Source organism: Saccharopolyspora gloriosae, from assembly GCF_014203325.1.
Lineage (GTDB): Bacteria > Actinomycetota > Actinomycetes > Mycobacteriales > Pseudonocardiaceae > Saccharopolyspora_C > Saccharopolyspora_C gloriosae.
In genome coordinates, this window is record NZ_JACHIV010000001.1 from 5,477,374 (window position 1) to 5,499,697 (window position 22,324).

A 22,324-nucleotide genomic window follows, 5' to 3' on the forward strand; every position below is an offset into this window, starting at 1 on the left:
AAAGCCGCCGGAAACCTCGGCGACGCGAACGGTGCCTGTGCCCCGCGCGCAACGTTGCTAGCGTCGGGACCGGCGACGCCGTCCCCCCGACGAGAGGCTCGACCATGCCCCGAGTCAGCGCCCGAATCCGCACCGCCCCGACGCACAGCGCACTGGCGCGCTCGACCACGGCGGCCCTGACCGCCGGTCTGCTCTGCCTGTTCGGCTCGGCGGGCTGCGCCCCGGCACCCGCGCCGCAGCCCTCCGCTCCCGCCGCGGCCCGGCCGGACCTGCGGCCGTCGGCCGAGCCGCTGCTCAACGACGTGCTGCGGCGCATCGACGAGCACGGGAGCGTGCTCAGCACCGTGCGCGGCGACCTCGGTTTCGCCGGCGAACTCGCCGGTGAGGGCCGCGTCCGCTACGCCGACGATCACGCCGACGTGGCATTGCGGGGCACGACCAGGCCCGCCGGGCAACCCCCGCAGCCCGTCGACCTCGCCGTGATCGACGACGTCGGCTACCTCAAGTCGCCGCTGCTGCGCCCGGAACCGGGCAAACCGTGGCTGCGGCTGGGTGCCGACGGCACCGACTTCGCCTCGAAGCTGCTCGCGCCCGCGCTCGGCCAGGTGCAGGACTCGACGGATCCGCGGGCGACGTTCGCCGGGGTCGAATCCGCCACCAAGATCGAGAGCAGCGCGCCGGACCAGGTCGACGGCACACCCGCCACCCGCTACAGCCTGCGCGTGCTCACCTCCCCCGCCGCCGCGGCGGCACCGGCGCCCGAGCAGCGCGCGCGGTTGCAGCGAGCCGTGGACTCCGGGCGCGGCGAGATCGGCTACGAGCTGTGGATCGACGAACGGGGGCTGCCCGTGAAGTTCGCCGCCTCGCAGAAGGTCGCGCAGGCAGGCCAGGTCTCGCTGACCTCCACCTACCGCGACTGGGGCTCGCCCGTCGACGTCGACGCCCCGCCCGCCGAGGAAGTGGGCGCGTTCCCCGACGGCCCGTTGCCGCAGGCGCAACCACCGCGCTGACGAACTTTCCCGAACCCCCCGCGCCGGGTGAGGCGTGCTGCTAGCTTCCTCCCGGTACTGATCCACAGGGGGAAGGAACACCGTGCGCCGCACGAGCATCGCAGTGTGCACCGTCGCGTTGACCGCGACTTTGGGGGGCTGTGCCCTCGGCCAGGACCAGGCCGGTTCCGGTGAGGCGGGGTCCAGCGAATCCGGGGCCCAGCAGGGCGGTGTCTACGACGACCTGACCTCGCTGGTCGCCGCGGCCTCGCAGACCATGTCGGAGAACAACTCGTACAAGCTGAGCATCGAGGCCGACCTCGGCGGCTCCGGCGGCATCAAGTCCGACTGCGACGTCGACGCCGCCAAGTCCGCGATGAGCTGCACGGGGACCACCGGGGAGATCGTCCTGACCCCCGAGTACACCTACATGAACAACCCGCAGGTCAACGCCCTCGGCGGCGACCCGGCCAAGCCGTGGGCGCGGATCGGCAAGGACAGCCCGGCCGCGGCCGTCGGCGGCGCGCAGACGGCGGCGCTGTCCGAGGCGTCCGATTTCCGCAAGCTGCTGCCCGAAGGTTCGCAGTTCACCGCGGCCGGACCCGACACCGTCGACGGGAAGCAGGCGAACCGCTACGAGGTCGTCACCGACCTCAACCAGGTCATCGCCTCCTCCGAGGGCCTCGCCAAGCAGAGCTACGAGATGCTGCTCAAGGGCGGCATCACCGAGATCAAGCAGACCGTGTGGGCCGACGAGCAGGGACGGCCGATGAGGGTCGAGCAGATCACGCCGCCGATGAACGTCATGGGCACGCAGATCGGCGAATCGAGCACCACGCTGACCTACTCCGACTGGGGCAAGCCGGTGAACGTCACCGAGCCCGACGCCTCCCAGGTCCGCGATTTCGAGATGCCGGGCCTGCAGCCCCCCGGCTGAGCAACGATTTCACCGGTCAGGTCTCTGCTACCCGGGAGATCGATCCCGCGACGAGGAAGCCGCTGAGCTTCCGCTGCGCGGGCCGTGGGCCGGGGCGCACTCGCGCGCCCCGGCCGACGGGTCACATCAGTTCCAGCAGGAACGGCACCTCTTGCGGGGCGTACCAGGACAGCTCGTGGTCCTCGGCCTCGCCCAGCACGAACTCCGCGTCCGGATCACCGAGATCCGCCGAGTCGATCACTTCCGCCGCCGCCCGCACCGCGTCCTCCGCCTCCGGCGAATCCACGTGCACCGCGGCGACCTTCTTCCACGGAACCGGGCCGGAGAGCCGGACCACGGCGTGGTCCAAGTCCGGGCGCAGCGTCGCGTCCTCCACATCGACGGAGACCACCACGCGGCGCAGCTCCGCCTTCTCGTCGTCCGCTCGCTCCGAGGCGATCAGCCGCAGCGACGCCCGCGCGGCCTCCCGCATCGCGGCGTACTCCAGCTCCTCGGTGTCCCCCGTGGCGTAGGACTCCCGCAGCGCGGGGGTCAACGCGAACCCGGTACCGCTGAGCGGCTGCAGCTGCTTGTCCTCCACCAGGCCGCGCGCCATGCGCACCGTGGCGGGCAGGTAAACCCTCATCCGTCGACCGTCCCGATCATCTCTTCCACTGACTCCCCGATCATCGCCGCGAGCACGTCCACGTCGGACATGGCGTCCCGGTCTCCGTTCAGGCCGAAGTACACCCCTCCGTCGTAGGAGGTGACCCCGATGGCCAACGACTGGTTCTTCGCCAGCGGCACCACCGGGAACATCTCCGTCATCTTCGCGCCCGCCGCGAACAGCGGGACCTGCGGGCCGGGCACGTTCGTCACCAGCACGTTGAACAACCGGTCCGAGAACCCGTTGGCCACCCGCGCCCCCAACGCGTGCAGCGTCGGCGGCGCGAAACCCGACACCCCCACCAGCGCCTCCGCCGCGACGGACTGACCCGACTCGGCGTGCGCCCGCAAAGCATGGCTGATGTGGTGCAGCCGCAACACCGGGCTCGACTCGCCCACCGGCAGATCCACCAGGTACGCCGCGACCCGGTTCGTGGCCGAGACGGACACCGGATCCGACCCGTCGCCGGCGACGTCGCCGCGCACCGACACCGGCACCATCGCGCGCAGCGTCGTCGAACCCGACACCACTTCGCCGCGGGACAGCAACCAGCTCCGCAGCGCCCCCGCGACCACCGCCAGCACCACGTCGTTGACGGTGCCGCCGTGGGTCTGCCGGATCGCGCGGAAGTCGTCGAGCCGGGCACTGGCCACCGCGAACCGGCGCTGCGTGGACGTGGGCCCGTTCAACGGTCCGCCGGGCGCGGGCAGCGCCGCGGCGCGCACCGCCGACGCGAGACCGCCGAGCGCCCCCGTCACCTTCCGCACCGTCGCCGTGGCGTCGCCCAGCGCGGAGCGCGCGTTCTCCACGACCGCCCCTGGTCGCTGCACGGCTTCCGTGGCCGCCTCCAGCACCAGCTGGGCGGGGCTGGGCTCCGGACGCGGCATCCAGAGGTCCTCGACCTCCGGGCCGTCCGGGGCCGCCGCCATGTCGAAGATCACCTGGCCGATGTCGATGGCACCGCCGCCGTCGACCATCGCCTGGTGCGTCTTCGTGATCACCGCGACCCTGCTACGCGACAAGCCCTCCACCAGGTACAGCTCCCACAGCGGCCGCGTCGGGTCGAGCTTGCGCGACATCAACCGCGCCACCAGGTCGTGCAGCTGCTCGTCCGTGCCCGGTTTCGGCAGCGCGGACCGGCGCACGTGGTAGGTGATGTCGAAGTCCTGATCGTCCACCCACACCGGGCGGGCGAGCTTGCCCGGGATCTGCCGGACCTTCTGCCGGTAGCGCGGCACCAGCGCCAGCCTGCGGTCGATCATCGCCAGCACGTTGTCGTACTCGAATCCGCTCCGGGGCCGGCGGAACACGGCCACCCCGCCCACGTGCATCGGCGTCGTGTGGTCCTCCAGGTACAGGAACGAGGCGTCGAGGGCGGAGAGGCGATCGGGCATGACCGCGATACTGGCACACGACCGGGCGGCTCAGAGCCCTCGCCGCAGCCCGTGTGACACTGAACCCCGTGACCAGCACTGCCTCACCCAAAGATCGCTTCGTTACCGTCTACGGCCGCAAACCGGTCATGGAGGCGCTGTCCGACCTGGACCTGCGCGTGGACAAGGTGATCATCGCCGAGGGGATCGGCGGCCCGGCGATCAACGACATCAAGGAGGCCGCGGCCGACCGCGCCGTGAAGGTGCAGCGCGCCAGCGCCCACCGGGTGAAGGTGCTCGCCGGCAACGGCCGCCACGACCAGGGCGTGCTCGCCGATGTGGTGGCCCGCAAGATGCGCCCCCTGGCCGACGCGCTCGACGACCCGGCTACCGCGCCGCAGCAGGTGCTGCTGCTGGACGGGCTCACCACTCCCGCGAACGTCGGCATGATCCTGCGCACCGCGACCGCGGCGGGCATCGACGGGATCGTCGTCCCGCACAAGGGAGTCGCCGGGCTCGATCCGCTGGTCATCAAGGCCTCCGCGGGCGTCGCGTTCCACGCCCCGGTGCTGCGCTGCGCCACCGCCGACGACGCCGCGGAAATGCTCACCGACGCCGGATACCCGCTGTACGCGTTGGAGGCCAACGGGGCCGAGAGCGTGTTCGATGCGGACTTCGGGGCGCGCGGCGTGTTCGTGCTCGGCAGCGAGACGGCCGGCCTGTCCGAAGAGGTGAGCACCCGCATCGCGCAGCGGATCGCCATCCCGATGCGGGGTGGTGTGGAGTCGCTCAACGTCGCCAGCGCGGCATCGGTGCTGTGCTTCGAACTGCTCCGTCGTCGCGGCGGCTGATCCCCGCCGGTCTTCGAAACGGGTGCGGACAGCACAATGCCCCGGCGCTGCAGGCGTCGGGGCATTTCTCCGTTCAGGGGTGGTGTGGTGCCCTGGAATAGCAGAAACGCCCCACAGTCTATGACTGTGGGGCGTTTCCCGTTGAGTATTGTCGGCGGTGTCCTACTCTCCCACACCCTATCGAGTGCAGTACCATCGGCGCTGGAGGGCTTAGCTTCCGGGTTCGGAATGGGACCGGGCGTTCCCCGCTCCGCTAAAACCACCGACAAACCACATACACCACAACCATCACCCAGTGAATCGCGTGGTGAAACCTATTCAGAAATCAACAACCCAAAGTTGTTGTCTCAGACACCGTATAGTGGATGCGTAGCAATCTTTGTGAACAAGTCCTCGGCCTATTAGTACCCGTCCACTCCACACATTACTGTGCTTCCATGCCGAGCCTATCAACCCCATCATCTCTAGGAGGCCTTAACCCACAAAGGGTGGGAGACGTCATCTTGGAACAGGCTTCCCGCTTAGATGCTTTCAGCGGTTATCCCTCCCGAACGTAGCCAACCAGCCCTGCTCCTGGCGGAACAACTGGCACACCAGAGGTCCGTCCGTCCCGGTCCTCTCGTACTAGGGACAGCCTTCCTCACATCTCCTACGCGCGCGGCGGATAGGGACCGAACTGTCTCACGACGTTCTAAACCCAGCTCGCGTGCCGCTTTAATGGGCGAACAGCCCAACCCTTGGGACCAACTCCAGCCCCAGGATGCGACGAGCCGACATCGAGGTGCCAAACCATGCCGTCGATATGGACTCTTGGGCAAGATCAGCCTGTTATCCCCGGGGTACCTTTTATCCGTTGAGCGACACCGCTTCCACCTGCCAGTGCCGGATCACTAGTCCCTGCTTTCGCACCTGCTCGACCTGTCAGTCTCACAGTCAAGCTCCCTTATACACTTACACTCAACACCTGATGACCAACCAGGCTGAGGGAACCTTTGGGCGCCTCCGTTACCCTTTGGGAGGCAACCGCCCCAGTTAAACTACCCACCAGGCACTGTCCCTGAACCCGATCAGGGTCCGAGGTTCAGATGCTCAGAACGACCAGAGTGGTATTTCAACAACGACTCCACACCCACTAGCGTGAACGCTTCACAGTCTCCCACCTATCCTACACAAGCCGCACCGAACACCAATACCAAGCTATAGTAAAGGTCCCGGGGTCTTTCCGTCCTGCCGCGCGAAACGAGCATCTTTACTCGTACTGCAATTTCACCGGGCCTGTGGTCGAGACAGCGGAGAAGTCGTTACGCCATTCGTGCAGGTCGGAACTTACCCGACAAGGAATTTCGCTACCTTAGGATGGTTATAGTTACCACCGCCGTTTACTGGCGCTTAAATTCTCCGCTTCACACCAAAAGATGCTAACGGGTCCTCTTAACGTTCCAGCACCGGGCAGGCGTCAGTCCGTATACATCGTCTTACGACTTCGCACGGACCTGTGTTTTTAGTAAACAGTCGCTTCTCCCTGGCCTCTGCGGCCACCACCAGCTCCCACCGCAAGGATGATCACCAGCCGTGGCCCCCCTTCTCCCGAAGTTACGGGGGCAATTTGCCGAATTCCTTGACCACAGTTCACCCGACCGCCTCGGTATACTCTACCTGACCACCTGTGTCGGTTTCGGGTACGGGCCATGCACACACATCGCTAGAGGCTTTTCTCGGTAGCACGGGATCACTGACTTCACCACAACGGCTACGCATCACCCCTCACCCTTCACGCCGCCCGGATTTACCTAGACGACAGGCTACAGGCTTACACCAGTACTACCACTCACTGGCACAGCTACCCCACTACGTCACCCCATCACTTGACTACCGCGGAATCAGGTCCCATGCACTCACACAACAACTCCGAAGAGCCACCATGCTCGCGGATGGTTAGTCTCAACCGTTTCACCATGGGCGCGTGCACACGGGTACGGGAATATCAACCCGTTCTCCATCGACTACGCCTGTCGGCCTCGCCTTAGGCCCCGACTCACCCTGGGCGGACGAACCTGCCCCAGGAACCCTTAGTCAATCGGCGGCAGAGATTCTCACTCTGCTCTCGCTACTCATGCCTGCATTCTCACTCCCACACACTCCACGCCAGCCTTACGGCGACGCTTCACTGCATGCAGGACGCTCCCCTACCCAACCAAGCAAAACTTGATTGACACGGCTTCGGCGGTGCACTTCAGCCCCGCTACATTGTCGGCGCAGGACCACTTGACCAGTGAGCTATTACGCACTCTTTCAAGGATGGCTGCTTCTAAGCCAACCTCCTGGTTGTCTGGGCAATCCCACATCCTTTCCCACTGAGCGCACACTTAGGGGCCTTAGCCGGTGTTCTGGGCTGTTTCCCTCTCGACGATGAAGCTTCTCCCCCACCGTCTCACTGCCACGCTCAACCCAGGCGTATTCGGAGTTTAGCTGACGTCAGTAACCCATAAGGCCCATCAACCAACCAGTGCTCTACCCCACCCAGGCAACACGCAACGCTGCACCTAAATGCATTTCGGGGAGAACCAGCTATCACGGAGTTTGATTGGCCTTTCACCCCTACCCACAACTCATCCCCCAGGTTTTCAACCCTGGTGGGTTCGGGCCTCCACACGGTCTTACCCGCGCTTCACCCTGGCCATGGGTAGATCACTCCGCTTCGGGTCTGCACCACGCGACTCAACGCCCTCTTCAGACTCGCTTTCGCTCCGGCTACCCCACACAAGGTTAACCTCGCCACGCAGCAGCAACTCGCAGGCTCATTCTTCAAAAGGCACGCCATCACACAACCCCAAAAGGTCACGCTCTGACGGATTGCAGGCACATGGTTTCAGGAACTATTTCACTCCCCTCCCGGGGTACTTTTCACCATTCCCTCACGGTACTATCCACTATCGGTCACCAGGAAGTATTTAGGCTTAGCGAGTGGTCCCGCCAGATTCACAGCACCCTCCACGGAAACGCTGCTACTCGGGAACACCACCACACGCGCCATGTGCATTTTCGCCTACGGGACTCTCACCCACTCCGGCCAGGCATCCCAACCTGTTCAACTAACACACACAACCACGCTGAAGAGCCGGCAGCCTCCTCCAGTAATGCCCCACAACACCGAACACGCAACCCCTGCCAGGTATCCCACGCGCCCGGTTTAGCCTCCTCCGCTTTCGCTCGCCACTACTCACGGAATCACCAGTGTTTTCTCTTCCTACGGGTACTAAGATGTTTCACTTCCCCGCGTTCCCCCCGCAACCCTATACATTCAGGAAGCGGTAACCCGACATCACTCGGGCTGGGTTTCCCCATTCGGACACCCTCGGATCACAGCTCGGTTGACAGCTCCCCGAGGCATTTCGCAGCCTCCCACGTCCTTCATCGGCCCCTGGTACCAAGGCATCCACCATGTGCCCTACATAACTTGGCCACAAAGATGCTCGCATCCACTATACAGTTCTCAAACAACAACCAAGAAAACACACCACGTGTGTTCTCTCAGACACCCAACAGCGTGCACGATGACAATCAAAACCGAGTGGCATTTCCACTAATCCTATGAGCCTTCCAGGCAGAAGAACATGCGTCTCCTACACCCGGAACACCCCACAACCCGGTCACCCGGACTATGGATGTGATATTGCTCCTTAGAAAGGAGGTGATCCAGCCGCACCTTCCGGTACGGCTACCTTGTTACGACTTCGTCCCAATCGCCAGTCCCACCTTCGACCACTCCCCCCACAAGGGTTGGGCCATGGGCTTCGGGTGTTACCGACTTTCATGACGTGACGGGCGGTGTGTACAAGGCCCGGGAACGTATTCACCGCAGCACTGCTGATCTGCGATTACTAGCGACTCCGACTTCACGGGGTCGAGTTGCAGACCCCGATCCGAACTGAGACCGGCTTTAAGGATTCGCTCCACCTCACGGTATCGCAACCCTCTGTACCAGCCATTGTAGCATGTGTGAAGCCCTGGGCATAAGGGGCATGATGACTTGACGTCATCCCCACCTTCCTCCGAGTTGACCCCGGCAGTCTCCTGCGAGTCCCCACCATCACGTGCTGGCAACACAGGACAAGGGTTGCGCTCGTTGCGGGACTTAACCCAACATCTCACGACACGAGCTGACGACAGCCATGCACCACCTGCACACAGGCCACAAGGGAAACCCCCTCTCAGGGGCGATCCTGTGCATGTCAAACCCAGGTAAGGTTCTTCGCGTTGCATCGAATTAATCCACATGCTCCGCCGCTTGTGCGGGCCCCCGTCAATTCCTTTGAGTTTTAGCCTTGCGGCCGTACTCCCCAGGCGGGGCGCTTAATGCGTTAGCTACGGCACAGGAACCGTGGAAACAGTCCCCACACCTAGCGCCCACCGTTTACGGCGTGGACTACCAGGGTATCTAATCCTGTTCGCTCCCCACGCTTTCGCTCCTCAGCGTCAGTATCGGCCCAGAGACCCGCCTTCGCCACCGGTGTTCCTCCTGATATCTGCGCATTTCACCGCTACACCAGGAATTCCAGTCTCCCCTACCGAACTCAAGTCTGCCCGTATCGACCGCACGCCCACCGTTAAGCGGCAGGTTTTCACGGCCGACGCGACAAACCGCCTACGAGCTCTTTACGCCCAATAATTCCGGACAACGCTCGCACCCTACGTATTACCGCGGCTGCTGGCACGTAGTTAGCCGGTGCTTCTTCTACACCTACCGTCACCCGAAGGCTTCGTCGATGTCGAAAGAGGTTTACAACCCGAAGGCCGTCATCCCCCACGCGGCGTTGCTGCGTCAGGCTTTCGCCCATTGCGCAAGATTCCCCACTGCTGCCTCCCGTAGGAGTCTGGGCCGTGTCTCAGTCCCAGTGTGGCCGGTCACCCTCTCAGGCCGGCTACCCGTCGTCGCCTTGGTAGGCCATCACCCCACCAACAAGCTGATAGGCCGCGGGCTCAACCTGCACCGCCGGAACTTTCCACACACAGACCATGCGGCCATGTGTCCTATCCGGTATTAGACCTCGTTTCCAAGGCTTATCCCAGAGTGCAGGGCAGATTACCCACGTGTTACTCACCCGTTCGCCACTCATCCACCCCGAAGGGCTTCAGCGTTCGACTTGCATGTGTTAAGCACGCCGCCAGCGTTCGTCCTGAGCCAGGATCAAACTCTCCAACAATGTTTAGAGAAAAATCCTGCCCCGAAATAAACGAGGCACCCCGATCAAAACCACAAAGGCCGACCAGGGCATAAAATCAATCTAATGAGTTACCACTCATCATCATCGGCACGCTGTTGAGTTCTCAAAGAACACACCCACACCATCACCCACAACCCCCAACCTCAGGGCCGCGAACTCCGGGGAGTCATTTCCGTCTTTCGTTCTTGCGATGTTCCAAACTCTAGCAGGCCCGTTTTTCCGCTGTTTCAGGGGGGTCAACCTCGCGGTCACCCGCACCCCGGAACGTCGAGAAACCCGACCCGTTTAGAGTTTGTTGTTTCCAAACCCTAGCAGGCCCGATTTCCGACTGATTCAGGGGGGTCAACCTCACGGCCAACCACACCGACCCAGCCAGAAAAAACCGACTTGCATTTAGAGTTTTTCACTTGAGTCACCCACACTACCAGTACTACCTGGAAGCTCAGTCAGACCCCCGCCGCACCCGGTCCGATTCGTTTTCGGCCCGTTCCGTGCTGGCAGAAAGAAATCTACAGGACCTCCACAGCCCCTTGAACACCACCCCCCTCCAATAGCGAAATCGCAGGTCACGGCGGGTGAACGGCGGGTGTCTCCCGTTTTGGCGGCGCTCACACCTTCGGGGCGATCTGCGCGCGAAGTGACCGCATCCGGGGTTCGGAGCCCTCCTTCTTACGAGACCGGCCGACCCGGTCGATCCGCAGCGCCCCGTTCAGGAGGAGTCATGACCGCTCCGGCCGCCCCGCACCCGATCCTGCTGCCCGCCGCCACCGATCCCTACCTCGTGCCGGACGGCCGGGCGATCGCCCCGAGCTCGCGCACCGAACTCGCGAACTCCTCCGCCGCCCCGGCGGACCGCACCTCGGGCGCGCTGGCCGGGGTGCTCGGCGCACCCGTCATCGACGTCCTGCTCGGACGCCGTCCGCTGAGCCAGATCAAATCCCGGGTGTCGCCGTGCGTGCACGGCCTGCTCAAGTCCGGCTCCGTGCGGCGGCTGCTGCACGAACCGCAGCAACGGCTGCTGTCGATGCACGCGTGCGCGATCAGCCCGGACCTGGTCGAGGGATGCGCGGTCATCGCCTCCCGAATCCGCACTCGCGCGCTCGTGCTGCGCTGGGAACGCAGTGACGGAGGCTGGTCGTGCACCTTCCTGTCCGTCGTCTGAACCGTCCGGCGCTCGAACACGACATCGCCCCGCACTCCTCGTGGAGTGCGGGGCGATGGGGGAACGCGGCGGGCGGGGCCTCAGTGCCGCTTGTGCTTCTTGGCCTCTTCCCGCGCGGCGGCACGGCGCTGCCGCCGGGTGCCGCCGTTGTCGTCGCCACCGTTGTCCTCGGTGCTGGTCTGCACCTCACCGGACTCGGCCGGACCGGAGTAGTTCAGCCGCGGGCGCTGCGGCGGGGTGAGTCCCTGACCGCCGAACGCCGGCGGAGCGCCGTCACCACCGACCGTGCCGCCGCCGAGCTGGCTCATCGCCGGGCCTGCGGAGCGGGAACGCTTGGAACGGGGCTGCGCCTCCGCACCCGAGGCCGCCTGCCCGCCCGCGCCGGCCTGCTGGCGCTGCTGGGCGGCCGAACGCGGCACGGCGGGCTGCACGTCCGTCGGGAAGTCCGAACCGTCGGAACGGCTCACCGACACCGGCACCGACGGCTGCTCCGGAGCGGGCTCCGGCTCGGCCGCCTCCACCTGGACGTTGAACAGGAAGCTGATCGACTCTTCCTTCAACGCCTCGAGCATCGCGTGGAACATGTCGAAGCCTTCCCGCCGGTACTCCACCAGCGGGTCGCGCTGCGCCATCGCACGCAGGCCGATGCCTTCCTTCAGGTAGTCCATCTCGTAGAGGTGCTCGCGCCACTTGCGGTCGAGCACGCTGAGCACCACCCGGCGCTCCAGCTCCCGCATGGCGCCCGTGCCGACCTTGCCGTCGACCTCGGCCTCGCGCCGGTCGTAGGCGTCCCAGCCGTCGTTGAGCACGGCCTCCTGGAGGCTCTCCTTGCTCACGTCGTCCTCGTCCTCGACCAGCTCCTCCCAGTCCAGCTGAACCGGGTAGAGGCCCTTCAGGGCCGTCCAGAGCTTCTCGAAGTCCCAGTCCTCGGCGTAGCCCTCGGAGGTGGCGCCGTTGACGTACGCGGCGGTCACGTCCTTGATCATGTGCCGGACCTGCTCGCGCAGGTCCTCGCCTTCCAGGACCCGGCGGCGCTCGGTGTAGATCACCGAACGCTGCTGGTTCATGACCTCGTCGTACTTGAGGACGTTCTTGCGGATCTCCATGTTCTGCTGCTCGACCTGGGTCTGAGCGCTGCGGATCGCCTTGGTGACCATGCCGTTCTCGATCGGCACGTCGTCGGGCACCTTCAGCCGCGTCATGACGGTCTCGACCATGGCGGCGTTGAACCGGCGCATCAGCTCGTCGCCCAGCGACAGGTAGAAGCGGGACTCACCGGGGTCGCCCTGCCGCCCGGACCGGCCGCGCAGCTGGTTGTCGATGCGCCGCGACTCGTGCCGCTCGGTGCCGAGCACGTACAGGCCGCCGGCCTCGCGAACGCTCTCGGCCTCCGCCTTGACCTGGGTCTTGACCTTGTCGACGACGCCCGGCCACTCCGCCTCGTACTGCTCGCGGTGCTGCACCGGGTCCAGGCCGCGGCGCCGCAGCTCGGCGTCGGCGATGTGGTCGACGTTGCCGCCGAGCACGATGTCGGTACCGCGACCGGCCATGTTCGTGGCGACCGTGACGGAGCCCTTGCGCCCGGCCTCGGCGATGATCCCGGCTTCCGATTCGTGGTGCTTGGCGTTGAGGACGCTGTGCGGCACGCCCTTCTTCGTCAGCAGCTTCGCCAGGTACTCGGAGCGCTCCACGCTGGTCGTGCCGACCAGCACCGGCTGACCGGAGCGGTGCTTCTCCTCGATGTCCTCGGCGACGGCCTCGAACTTCGCGGCCTCGCTCTTGTAGACCAGGTCGGGCTGGTCCTTGCGGGCCATCGGCTCGTTCGTCGGGATGCTGACGACGCCGAGCTTGTAGGTGCCCTGGAACTCGGCGGCCTCGGTCTGGGCCGTACCGGTCATACCGGCGAGCTTCTCGTAGAGGCGGAAGTAGTTCTGCAGCGTGATCGTGGCCAGCGTCTGGTTCTCGGCCTTGATCTCGACGCCTTCCTTGGCCTCGATCGCCTGGTGCATGCCCTCGTTGTAGCGGCGGCCGTGCAGGATTCGGCCGGTGAACTCGTCGACGATGGTGACCTCACCGTCGCGGACGATGTAGTCCTTGTCGCGCTTGTAGAGCTCCTTGGCCTTGAGCGCGTTGTTGAGGTAGCCGACCAGCGGGGTGTTCGCGGCCTCGTAGAGGTTCTCGATGCCCAGCTGGTCCTCGATGATCGTGACGCCGTCCTCGGTGACGCCGACGGTGCGCTTGCGCTCGTCGACCTCGTAGTGGGCGTCCTTGCGCAGCATCGGCGCGAGCCGGGCGAACTCCTGGTACCAGCGCGAGGACTGGTCGGCCGGACCAGAGATGATCAGCGGGGTGCGGGCTTCGTCGATCAGGATCGAGTCGACCTCGTCGACGATGGAGAAGAAGTGCCCGCGCTGCACGCAGTCGGCCAGGCTCCACGCCATGTTGTCGCGCAGGTAGTCGAAGCCGAACTCGTTGTTCGTGCCGTAGGTGATGTCGGCTTCGTAGGCGCCGCGGCGCTGCTCGGGGGTCATGTCGGCGGTGATCGCGCCGACCTCCAGGCCCAGGAAGCGGTGCACCCGGCCCATCCAGTCGGAGTCGCGCTTGGCCAGGTAGTCGTTGACCGTGACCACGTGAACGCCCTTGCCGGCGATGGCGTTGAGGTACGCGGGCAGCACGCAGGTGAGGGTCTTGCCCTCACCGGTGCGCATTTCGGCGATCTGGCCGAGGTGTAGTGCCGCACCACCCATGAGCTGCACGTCGTAGTGCCGCTGCCCGAGCGTGCGGTGCGCGCCCTCGCGGGCGACGGAGAACGCCTCGGGCAGCAGTTCGTCCAGCGATTCGCCGTCGCTGTGGCGGCGCTTGAACTCGTCGGTCTTGGCCCGCAGTTCGGCGTCGGAGAGCGCGACCGCTTCGGCTTCGAGCTCGTTGATGTGCGCCGCGATGGCGCGCAGGCGCTTGAGCGTCTTGCCCTCGCCGGCGCGGAGCAGTCGGGACAGGACCATCCGGTCGACCTCACTAGCTGATCGTGATGCGCCCGTCACGGACGCCTTGTGGTCATCGTATTAGAGCCGGGTTGCCTGGGTGGCGGTTCCGGCGGAGCGTCGGTCGGCACCGGGCCCCGGACGGCGACCGTCCCCCGCGCACACGGTACGCGGGGGACGGTCGGTGGGGTCGGGCGCTGGCGCAGACTCGCCGGACGCCCGCTGATCGTCCGGTCAGGCGGCCAGCCGGATCACCCCGTAGTCGAATCCTCTGCGCCGGTACACCACGCTCGCGCTTCCGGTGTCCGCGTCGGAGAACAGGTAGAAGTCGTGGCCGACCAGTTCCATCTCGTAGAGGGCTTGGTCGACGGTCATGGGCGTGGCGGTGTGCTCCTTCTCGCGGACGATCCGACCGGGTTCGTAGCCGTCCCCGTCCGCGCTGCCGCGGGGCATCGGGACCTCCCGGTCCGTGCCGGGCATCGCGGTCTCGGCGATGGTCATGTCGGCGTCGTCGGCCACTTCCTCGGCGGGGGCTTCGAGGAGCCCGACCGCGGTGGTACCGCCTGCCGCGACGGTCTGCGTGGTGTTCGCCGAGGTCGCTTCCGCGACGGAGGTGGACTTGTGCCGCCCGTAGTGCACTTTTCTGCGGTCGTGCATGCGGCGGAGGCGGTTCTCCAACTTGCTCGTCGCCGAGTCGAGCGCGGCGTAGAAGTCCCCTGCGGCGGCTTCCGCTCGGACGGCGGGCCCTCGGCTCTTCAGGGTGATCTCCACGCGTTGGCAGCTCTTCGCCTGTCGCGGATTGCGTTCGTGGAACAGCTCCACGTCCGCCCGAATGGTCTTTCTGTCGTAGCGCTCCAGCCGGGTCAGCTTGTCGGCGATGTGCTCCCGGTAGTGCTCGGGAACCTCAACGTTGCGACCCTTGACGACGATGTCCATTCACGACCTCCGTTCCTTGCGTACATCCCGTGGACGTGTCCGCACGGCGGCACCGGAACCGCGATCGATCTCAGTTCGCTTCCGGCGCCAGGGACATGGGTTCCTCACTCCTTCCCAAAGCCCGGGTACGACTGAATGCAGGCACGTTAGCTAACTTCGCCAACGGGAAACAGCCCCCGAGACGGGCGACGTCAAGCCACCACTGAGCGTGATGTGCAGGGCTGAGCGGGCGACGCGCGAGGCTCGCGGCGGGCGTTTCCACGGCGTGTCCCACACCACTCGTCTCACTCTTTCGGGCTAGAAGTGATCGAGTTGCGGTCACCGAACGCCACTGCGCGACCTGGGTCCCGCCGCAGGTCCCCGGAGCTCCCCCGCAGGTCGGAGCGCCCGGGCACGAGTGCCGTCGACTGCTCATACCCGCTGAACGAACGAGGGGCGCCCGGAAGTTCCTCGGATGTCGGGCCGCCGGACAACACACGATCGTGTTAACCCGAGGTCGCGGTCAGCACCAGGACCGCGGTGACCGGCACGCCGTGCCGCGCCAGGGCGTGCACCGCGCTCATGGCGGTGGCGCCGGTGGTGAGCACGTCGTCGATCAGCAGCACCGGCTCACCTGCGGGCGGCGCCCGCCGCGGCAGCACCGCCACCCTCCCGGCCAGGTTGCGCAGCCGCTCCGCCGGGGCGAGCCCCACCGAGTCGCGCGCGCCGGGTGCGGCCACCAGGCAGTCGGCGACCTCGGCGGCTCGGCCGCGTTCCGCGAGCACCGCCGCCGACCGGAGCGCCACCCGCGTCATGTGCGCCCCACCGCGCCGCCGCGAGGTGATCGCCCTCGACGGAGCGGGCACCAAGTGCCACGTCCCTGCCGCCGCGAGGTCCGGCCCGGTCATCGACGCGAACGACCCACTTCCGGCGGAATCCGGCTCCCACCGGAGGAGCCCCTCCAGGCCGTCGGCGATCGCGGTGCCGAACGGATCGGCGAGGTCGCGGCGGCCCGCGGCCTTGTAGGAGACGACCGCTCGCCGCGGCGCGCCGCGGTACCGGCCCAGGGCGAACACGGGCGGCGCGGCGGTGGAGTCCGGCGGCGCCGGCAGCTCGCGGACCACCTTGCGCAGCCCGCCGAGTTCCCGGGCGCACTCGGCGCACCACCCGGTTCCGGGCCGGGCGCAGCCCGCGCAGCGCAGCGGCAGCACCAGGTCGAGCAGCCCGGACGCGGCGGCGGCGAGCCCGGTACCGGTTCGGTGCCACCGAGATCCGCTCATGCCGTGCAGGGTGCGCGAAGTCGCCGTCCGACTCACCGGGGCGAGTCGGACCGCCCGCGGCGAACCCGGATCAGCCGGGGAAGAACGGGAGCGAGTTCCCCTCGATCTCGCCCGGCAGCACGCTCCACACCGCGTTCGACGCGGTCGCCTCCCAGAGCCAGCGCTGATCGGCCACCACGACGCGCTTGCCCGGCCCGACGGTCACGGCGTTGATCGGTTGCGTCAGGTTCGCCGAGGCGTACTCGGTCCAGTCGAAGCCGTCCACGGTGACCTCCATGACCGGCGAGGAACCGTCGGTGGCCGCCACCAGGGACTTGTCGGTGAGCCAGTCCACGCCCGTCACGCGGAAGTCCCGGTCCGCGCCCAGCGTCACCGGGTGCCGCAGCGCGACGCGCCCGTCCTCGTCCACGACCGCCCCGACGACGATGCGCCCGTCGACCACGCCCGCCGCGCGGGTCCCGTCGTGCGACAGGCGCAGCTGGGTGAGCTGCCTGCCGCCGGAGAACTCGGCCACGTCGACCGGCCGGACGCCCCACGACTCGCCTTCGTCGACCGCGCGGAACACCTCGTGGCCGTTGACGACCGCCCACACCTCGGAGTCGCCCCGCCAGGTGGGCCTGCTCATGAAGCTGCCGGTGGGCGGCAGCTCGGGCATGTCCTCGCCGTACGGGCCGACCCGCAGCCCCACCATCCCGGAGGGTTTGCGGGCCACGGCGGCGAGCCGCGAACCGTCGCCGGACTGGGCGGCCTGCACCACTTCCAGCGCGCCGGACCCGGCGGGCCCGGGGATGGGGCGGACGTTCTCGTCGAGCACGTGCAGCCGTTCCCCGATCACGGCGAGACCGGGCAGGCCGGGGCTCACCGCGTTGTCGCTCTCGAAGGACTCGACGTCCGCCGGTTGCAGGTCCCGCTTGCCGGGCAGCAGCGCGACACCTTCTTCCTGCAGCCGCACCCGGGCCTTGCTGACGTTCTGCAGCGACAGCACGACCTGTGCGGCGAGCATCTGCCGCGACTCCATGTCGGGTTCGCCGAGGCCGCTGAGGTTGACCACCAGCGCGCCGTCGTCGTCCTCGCTGACGTTGGTCTTCGTGCTGGCGCCCCGCGGGAGCTGGCTCGCCATCGCGTCCTTGAAGCCCTCCGAAGGACCGGCGATGAGCAGTTCGATCACGCGCTGCGGCAGCGTGACCTCGGGCTGGGACCCGACCCAGCGCAGGTCGGGCACCACGCCGCCGCCGTCGTGGTCCGCGAAGTAGATCGGCACCGCCATGAAGCCGTCCTTGAAGGAGGCCCTGCTGATCACCATGTCCTTCGGTGGCGAGGCGATCCGCCACTGCCCTTCCCGGTTGCGCTCGACCCGGACCTGCACCTCGTACGGGCCGACCTCGGGGACGAACGAGGCGTCCGGCCGCAGCCTCCCGACCCGGTCCGCCTGCAGGCTCACGAGCTGCACGTTCTCCGGCAGGTTCGGCGGCGGCGGCACCGGGATGGTGTCGATGTTGTCGACGATGAGCACCGAGTTTTCCGGTTCCCAGCGCCGTTGGGCCTCGTCGGTCAGGTACTCCTTGGCCGCCGCGAAACCGCTCTCCGGGGTGGAACCGGTGTCGGCGAAGCTGCGCACGAGGTCGAAGGAGTTCACGCCGCGCGGCGGTTCCGGCGTCGTGGCTCCGGGCGCGTTGCCCTCCACGACGGGCTGCACCGCCATCGGATCGGACCGCTCGGGGATGGAGGCGCAGGCGCTCAGCGGGAGCAGGGCCAACACCAGCACGGCCAGCCGTCGACGGGTCATCGCAGGTCCTCCCAGCCTCGTTCGACGGGCGCGGCGCGACCGCTCCTGGCGTGGTCGGCCTTCGCCTGATCGACCCTCGCCTGGTCCTCGCTCGGCGGGTGCTCCGCGCGCTCCTGGTCGGCGGAGTCGTGCGGGGACGGTTCGGAGAGCCGTGCGGGACCGGTGTCCCGGACCGCGCTCTCCCCCTCCTGCTCGCCGTCGGACTGCGCGTCGAGGGTGCGGGCCAGCAGCGCCCCAGGGGCGGCGATGCGGCGTCCGACGGGCAGCGCCAGCGGGCTGTCGGTGAAGTCCTGCCCCGGCGTGCGCGGCAACGTCAGCCGGAAGCACGATCCCGAGCCCGGTTCGCCCCACGCGTCGAGCAGCCCGCCGTGCAGCCGCGCGTCCTCGGAGCTGATGGACAGGCCGAGTCCGGTGCCGCCGGTGCGGCGGTTGCGGGACGGGTCGGCGCGCCAGAACCGGGTGAACACCAGTTCCGCTTCGCCGGGGCGGAGTCCGACGCCGTAGTCGCGGACGCTGACGGCGACGGCGCGGTCGTCGGCGCCGAACCGGATCTCCACCGGCCCGCCTTCGGCGTGGTCGATGGCGTTGGCGATCAGGTTGCGCACGATGCGTTCGACGCGGCGGGCGTCGCCGACCAGGTCGAGGTCGTCGCCCGCCACCTCGACGCGCAGCGGGACCTTGCTGGTCTCGGCGATGCCGCGCACCGAGTCGACGGCGCGCTGCACGATCGCGGGCAGGTCCAGCGGTTCGGCGGCGAGTTCGGCGACGCCCGCGTCGAGCCGGGAGATCTCCAGCAGGTCCGCGAGCAGCGCCTCGAACCGGTCCAGCTCGTCGACGAGCAGCTCCGTGGAGCGGGCCAATCCGGGCGGGAACTGCTCGCGGGAGGCGTGCAGCACGTCGGCGGCCATCCGGACCGTGGTCAGCGGGGTGCGCAGTTCGTGCGAGACGTCGGAGGTGAAGCGGCGTTGCAGCTGGCCGAACTCCTCCAGCTGCTTGATCTGCTGCTTGAGGCTGTCGGCCATCTCGTTGAACGACTCGGCGAGCCGGGCCACGTCGTCCTCGCCGATGACCCGCATCCGCTGGTCCAGGTCGCCGTCGGCGAGGCGCGCGGCGTTCTGGGCCGCCTGCCGCACCGGCCGCACCACTTGGCGGGTGACGAGGTTCGTGATGGCGCCGAGCAGGACCACCAGGACCAGCCCGCCGACCAGCAGGGTGCTCTGAACGAAGCCGAGCGTGCTCTTCTCCGAGGTCAGCGGGAACAGCAGGTACGCCTGCAGTGAGCGGGTGGAGCTGTCGACCGGGGTGCCGACGACCAGCATCGTGACCGGCTCGTTCCCGCGCGGCACCGTGGTGATCTGCTTCGCCAGCTGGCCCTGTTCGACGAACCTGCGCAGCCCGCCCGGCACGTCGCGCAGCGGACCGGCGAAGGGGTGCGGCTCGGATCCGGCACCCGCGCCGTCGACCAGCACGGGTTCGAAGGCGCCCGCGGCCGGTTGCTGCGCGGAATCGTTCGAATTGGGCGTGGTGAGGCGGTTGAGCGCCTGTTCGAGCTGCTGGGAGACGTCGTCGGAGTTCGGGTCGACGGCGGTCAGTTCCCGCTCCAGCACGGGCAGGCTCGACTGCACCTGGCCGATCGCGGCGCGTTCCTTCGCCGTCATCAGCTGGTAGGTGATCTGCGTCTGCAGCACCATCCCCAGCACGCAGATGACCACCGAGGACAGCGCGAGCGTGCTGACCACGACGCGCAACTGCATGGAGCGCCGCCACACGCGTTCGAAGCGCTGCCAGCGTTCCCGCAGCTCATCGCGGGCACGCGTGCCCCACCGGCGCAGCACCTCGCCCCGGCTCGCCCACCCGCTCAACGCGACCTGAGCCGAGGGGTCACGGCGGGCCCGCCTTGTACCCGACACCGCGGACCGTCAGCACCACCTCGGGGCGTTCCGGGTCGCGCTCCACCTTGGACCGCAGCCGCTGCACGTGGACGTTGACGAGCCGGGTGTCGGCGGCGTGCCGGTAGCCCCAGACCTGTTCCAGCAGGACTTCGCGGGTGAACACCTGGCGCGGCTTGCGGGCCAGCGCGACCAGCAGGTCGAACTCCAGCGGGGTGAGCGCTATCGGCACGCCCTCGCGGGTGACCTCGTGGCCGGGGACGTCGATGCTGAGGTCGCCGATGGCGAGCACCTCGGCGGGTTCGGCGTCGGTGCGGCGCAGCCGAGCGCGCAGCCGGGCGACGAGTTCCTTCGGCTTGAAGGGTTTGACGACGTAGTCGTCGGCGCCGGATTCGAGTCCGAGCACCACGTCGACGGTGTCGCTCTTGGCGGTGAGCATCACGATCGGCACCACGGACTCGGTGCGGATCGCCTTGCACACGTCGATGCCGTTCATGCCGGGCAGCATGAGGTCGAGCAGCACCACGTCGGGTTTCAGTTCGCGCAGTGCGGGCATCGCCTTGGTTCCGTCGCTGACCACAGCGGTTTCGAACCCCTCGCCCCGCAGGACGATGGTCAGCATTTCGGCCAGGGCCGGATCGTCGTCCACCACGAGCACGCGCGCCTTCATGCCCCACATGGTTGCACTTCTCACTCCTGGGCCGGACAGCACCCGCCGATCGTCACCGCAGGTCGTCATGCCTGCACTGAACGCGGAGGGACTTGTACCGCCGAACGGGGTACTCAAGGTGCGAACCGGCCGCGGTGCGCGCACCGCCCGCGATCACCGCGGGTTTCCGGGCGCGTCAGCCGGTGATCTCGGCGGCCAGCTCGGCGTAGTCGGGGCGTTCGGCGCCGTCGATCACCCGCCACGGCGACCACCAGCCGATCTCGGCGAGCCCCTCGTACACCGCGCCGCAGCGCTGCTGCAGCGAGGAGTCGGATTCGAAGTTGTCGCGGCGCCGGGTCTCGGTGCGCTCCCGGTGCTCGGCGCGGGAGGCCGCCACGTCGGCCGGGACCCGCAGCAGCAGCTGCAGGTCGGGCCGCGGCACGGCGAACCGCTCGATCTCGAGTTCCCGCACCCACCGCACGAACTCCCCGTCGGCGCCCTGGTGCAGCCGGGCGGCGCCGTAGGCGGCGTTGGAGGCGACGTAGCGGTCCAGCAGCACCACGTCGTGCGCGGCGAGGTCCGCGCGCAGCGCCTCGGCCGCGTCGCGCCGGTCCAGCGCGTAGAGCACGGCCATGCCGTGCACGGATTCGCCGAGGTCGCCGTGGCCGCCGTGCAGCGCTTCGGCGACGAGTTCCGCGTGCACGTCCGCGGAGTAGCGCGGGAACGCGGCGTGCGCGACGGTGCCGCCGCCCTGGCGGATCCGCTCGGTGAGCCCGGCGGCGAGCGTGCGCTTGCCCGCGCCGTCCAGTCCTTCGATCACGATCAGCCGCCCCACGCCGAGGACGATACGCAGCGACCGCGCGCAGACCGCCGATAGGGTTGACGTGGCGCGAAAACGGTTCACATCCGCGTGCGATGCCGCAAAACTCGACTCCCGTGGCGCTCCCCCTGCCGGACGGCGGTTACCGCACCTTCCGCGATCACCTCTCGGCGGACGAGTGGCATGACCTGCTGCGCGTCGGCGCTCGGGTCGATTTCGAACCCGGCGGCGCGCTGCTGGAGGAAGGCGACGACGGCGATCACGTGCTCGTGCTGCTGTCCGGGGCCTGCCAGATCGTCGGCGCGCGGCTCGATCAGGGACGCGCGCTGCTCGCGGTGCGCTGGGCGGGGGACGTGATCGGCGAGCAGGCGGATCTGGACCAGCAGCCCCGATCGGCCAGCGCCTACGCCTTGTCGAAGTGCTCGGCGCGGCTGCTGCGCGGCACCGAGTTCGCCGCGTTCATCCGCCGTCGCAGGCTCGATCGGCAGCTCACCCGCTACGTGAGCGCGAAGTTGCGGTCCAACAGCAGCATGGTCGCCGAGCTGGCCGGGTTGTCGGTGAAGTCGAAGGTCGCGTGGCTGCTGTGCCGGCTGGCGGCGGCCGACGAGGTGGACCGGTTCGTGCAGCTGTCCCAGCGCGAACTGGCGGATCTGCTGGGGATGTCGCGGACGTCGGTGGCGGCGAGCCTGTCCGATTTCCGCGCCCTGGGGTTGTTGCGCACCGAGTCGCACGGCGTGCAGGTGCTGAAGATCGACGCGTTGCGGGCCGAGATCAACCCACCTGAACACATGTGATCCACTTCATAATCGAGGGTGTCCGAA

14 protein-coding genes and 3 rRNA genes are annotated in these 22,324 nt (G+C 67.6%); 5 read left to right on the plus strand and 12 right to left on the minus strand.

The window, feature by feature from the left end; all coding sequences use genetic code 11:
• Positions 1-104: 104 nt before the first annotated feature.
• Positions 105-1,010: an SCO4651 family lipoprotein gene (locus BJ969_RS23875; protein ID WP_246457087.1), complete on the plus strand. Its 906-nt coding sequence runs from the start codon at positions 105-107 to the stop codon at positions 1,008-1,010.
• Positions 1,011-1,092: 82 nt separating this feature from the next.
• Entirely contained in the window at positions 1,093-1,926 is an 834-nt protein-coding gene (locus BJ969_RS23880; protein WP_184482273.1) for an SCO4651 family lipoprotein, read from the plus strand.
• Between the two features lie 121 nt (positions 1,927-2,047).
• On the opposite strand, the gene BJ969_RS23885 is transcribed toward BJ969_RS23880, so the two are convergent.
• Both BJ969_RS23885 and BJ969_RS23890 read right to left on the minus strand, forming a co-directional pair.
• Entirely contained in the window at positions 2,048-2,551 is a 504-nt protein-coding gene (locus BJ969_RS23885; protein ID WP_184482275.1) for a DUF6912 family protein, read from the minus strand.
• Positions 2,548-3,966 carry a WS/DGAT/MGAT family O-acyltransferase gene (locus BJ969_RS23890; protein WP_184482277.1) on the minus strand — a complete coding sequence of 473 codons (1,419 nt, stop codon included), beginning with the start codon at positions 3,964-3,966 and terminating at the stop codon, positions 2,548-2,550. Before BJ969_RS23890 ends, BJ969_RS23885 begins: the two co-directional genes overlap by 4 nt.
• A 68-nt stretch (positions 3,967-4,034) precedes the next feature.
• Here BJ969_RS23890 and BJ969_RS23895 point away from each other — a divergent pair, with 68 nt between their 5' ends.
• Positions 4,035-4,796, plus strand: a complete 762-nt coding sequence (locus BJ969_RS23895; protein WP_184482279.1) for a TrmH family RNA methyltransferase — start codon at positions 4,035-4,037, stop codon at positions 4,794-4,796.
• Between the two features lie 149 nt (positions 4,797-4,945).
• Here the strand turns inward: BJ969_RS23895 and rrf are convergent.
• The 3 genes from rrf to BJ969_RS23910 form a co-directional block, all read right to left on the minus strand.
• Positions 4,946-5,063 (minus strand): 5S ribosomal RNA (gene rrf / locus BJ969_RS23900).
• A gap of 114 nt (positions 5,064-5,177) precedes the next feature.
• Positions 5,178-8,259: ribosomal RNA gene (locus BJ969_RS23905) — 23S ribosomal RNA — on the minus strand.
• Positions 8,260-8,480: 221 nt separating this feature from the next.
• Positions 8,481-10,000, minus strand: a 16S ribosomal RNA gene (locus BJ969_RS23910).
• Together the 16S, 23S and 5S rRNA genes form the textbook arrangement of a ribosomal RNA operon.
• A gap of 742 nt (positions 10,001-10,742) precedes the next feature.
• Here BJ969_RS23910 and BJ969_RS23915 point away from each other — a divergent pair.
• Positions 10,743-11,183 carry an Rv3235 family protein gene (locus tag BJ969_RS23915; protein ID WP_184482281.1) on the plus strand — a complete coding sequence of 147 codons (441 nt, stop codon included), beginning with the start codon at positions 10,743-10,745 and terminating at the stop codon, positions 11,181-11,183.
• Between the two features lie 80 nt (positions 11,184-11,263).
• Here BJ969_RS23915 and secA read toward each other — a convergent pair whose 3' ends face one another.
• From secA to BJ969_RS23950, 7 genes are all read right to left on the minus strand, one after another.
• Positions 11,264-14,185, minus strand: a complete 2,922-nt coding sequence (gene secA / locus BJ969_RS23920) for a preprotein translocase subunit SecA (protein WP_184482283.1) — start codon at positions 14,183-14,185, stop codon at positions 11,264-11,266.
• Between the two features lie 213 nt (positions 14,186-14,398).
• Positions 14,399-15,100: a ribosome hibernation-promoting factor, HPF/YfiA family gene (hpf, locus tag BJ969_RS23925; protein ID WP_184482285.1), complete on the minus strand. Its 702-nt coding sequence runs from the start codon at positions 15,098-15,100 to the stop codon at positions 14,399-14,401.
• A gap of 485 nt (positions 15,101-15,585) precedes the next feature.
• Positions 15,586-16,359 (minus strand): ComF family protein, encoded by a 774-nt coding sequence (locus BJ969_RS23930; protein WP_184482287.1) that lies wholly within the window; start codon positions 16,357-16,359, stop codon positions 15,586-15,588.
• Positions 16,360-16,429: 70 nt separating this feature from the next.
• Entirely contained in the window at positions 16,430-18,145 is a 1,716-nt protein-coding gene (locus BJ969_RS23935) for an LpqB family beta-propeller domain-containing protein (RefSeq protein WP_184482289.1), read from the minus strand.
• Entirely contained in the window at positions 18,142-20,007 is a 1,866-nt protein-coding gene (mtrB, locus tag BJ969_RS23940) for an MtrAB system histidine kinase MtrB (RefSeq protein ID WP_425503575.1), read from the minus strand. Before mtrB ends, BJ969_RS23935 begins: the two co-directional genes overlap by 4 nt.
• A gap of 19 nt (positions 20,008-20,026) precedes the next feature.
• Positions 20,027-20,704 carry an MtrAB system response regulator MtrA gene (gene mtrA, locus BJ969_RS23945; protein ID WP_221315928.1) on the minus strand — a complete coding sequence of 226 codons (678 nt, stop codon included), beginning with the start codon at positions 20,702-20,704 and terminating at the stop codon, positions 20,027-20,029.
• Positions 20,705-20,879: 175 nt separating this feature from the next.
• Positions 20,880-21,518, minus strand: a complete 639-nt coding sequence (locus tag BJ969_RS23950) for a dTMP kinase (RefSeq protein ID WP_184482293.1) — start codon at positions 21,516-21,518, stop codon at positions 20,880-20,882.
• Between the two features lie 101 nt (positions 21,519-21,619).
• Here BJ969_RS23950 and BJ969_RS23955 point away from each other — a divergent pair, with 101 nt between their 5' ends.
• On the plus strand, positions 21,620-22,297 hold the full coding sequence (locus BJ969_RS23955) for a helix-turn-helix domain-containing protein (protein WP_184482295.1): 678 nt from the start codon (positions 21,620-21,622) through the stop codon (positions 22,295-22,297).
• Positions 22,298-22,324 lie beyond the last annotated feature (27 nt).

Bases quoted from the DNA above. Each gene is read 5' to 3' on its own strand.
- secA (WP_184482283.1), bottom strand. From the start codon at position 14,185: ATGGTCCTGTCCCGACTGCTCCGCGCCGGCGAGGGCAAGACGCTCAAG.
- BJ969_RS23890 (WP_184482277.1), bottom strand. From the start codon at position 3,966: ATGCCCGATCGCCTCTCCGCCCTCGACGCCTCGTTCCTGTACCTGGAG.
- hpf (WP_184482285.1), bottom strand. From the start codon at position 15,100: ATGGACATCGTCGTCAAGGGTCGCAACGTTGAGGTTCCCGAGCACTAC.
- BJ969_RS23930 (WP_184482287.1), bottom strand. From the start codon at position 16,359: ATGAGCGGATCTCGGTGGCACCGAACCGGTACCGGGCTCGCCGCCGCC.
- BJ969_RS23915 (WP_184482281.1), top strand. From the start codon at position 10,743: ATGACCGCTCCGGCCGCCCCGCACCCGATCCTGCTGCCCGCCGCCACC.
- mtrA (WP_221315928.1), bottom strand. From the start codon at position 20,704: ATGAAGGCGCGCGTGCTCGTGGTGGACGACGATCCGGCCCTGGCCGAA.
- BJ969_RS23885 (WP_184482275.1), bottom strand. From the start codon at position 2,551: ATGAGGGTTTACCTGCCCGCCACGGTGCGCATGGCGCGCGGCCTGGTG.
- BJ969_RS23935 (WP_184482289.1), bottom strand. From the start codon at position 18,145: ATGACCCGTCGACGGCTGGCCGTGCTGGTGTTGGCCCTGCTCCCGCTG.
- BJ969_RS23875 (WP_246457087.1), top strand. From the start codon at position 105: ATGCCCCGAGTCAGCGCCCGAATCCGCACCGCCCCGACGCACAGCGCA.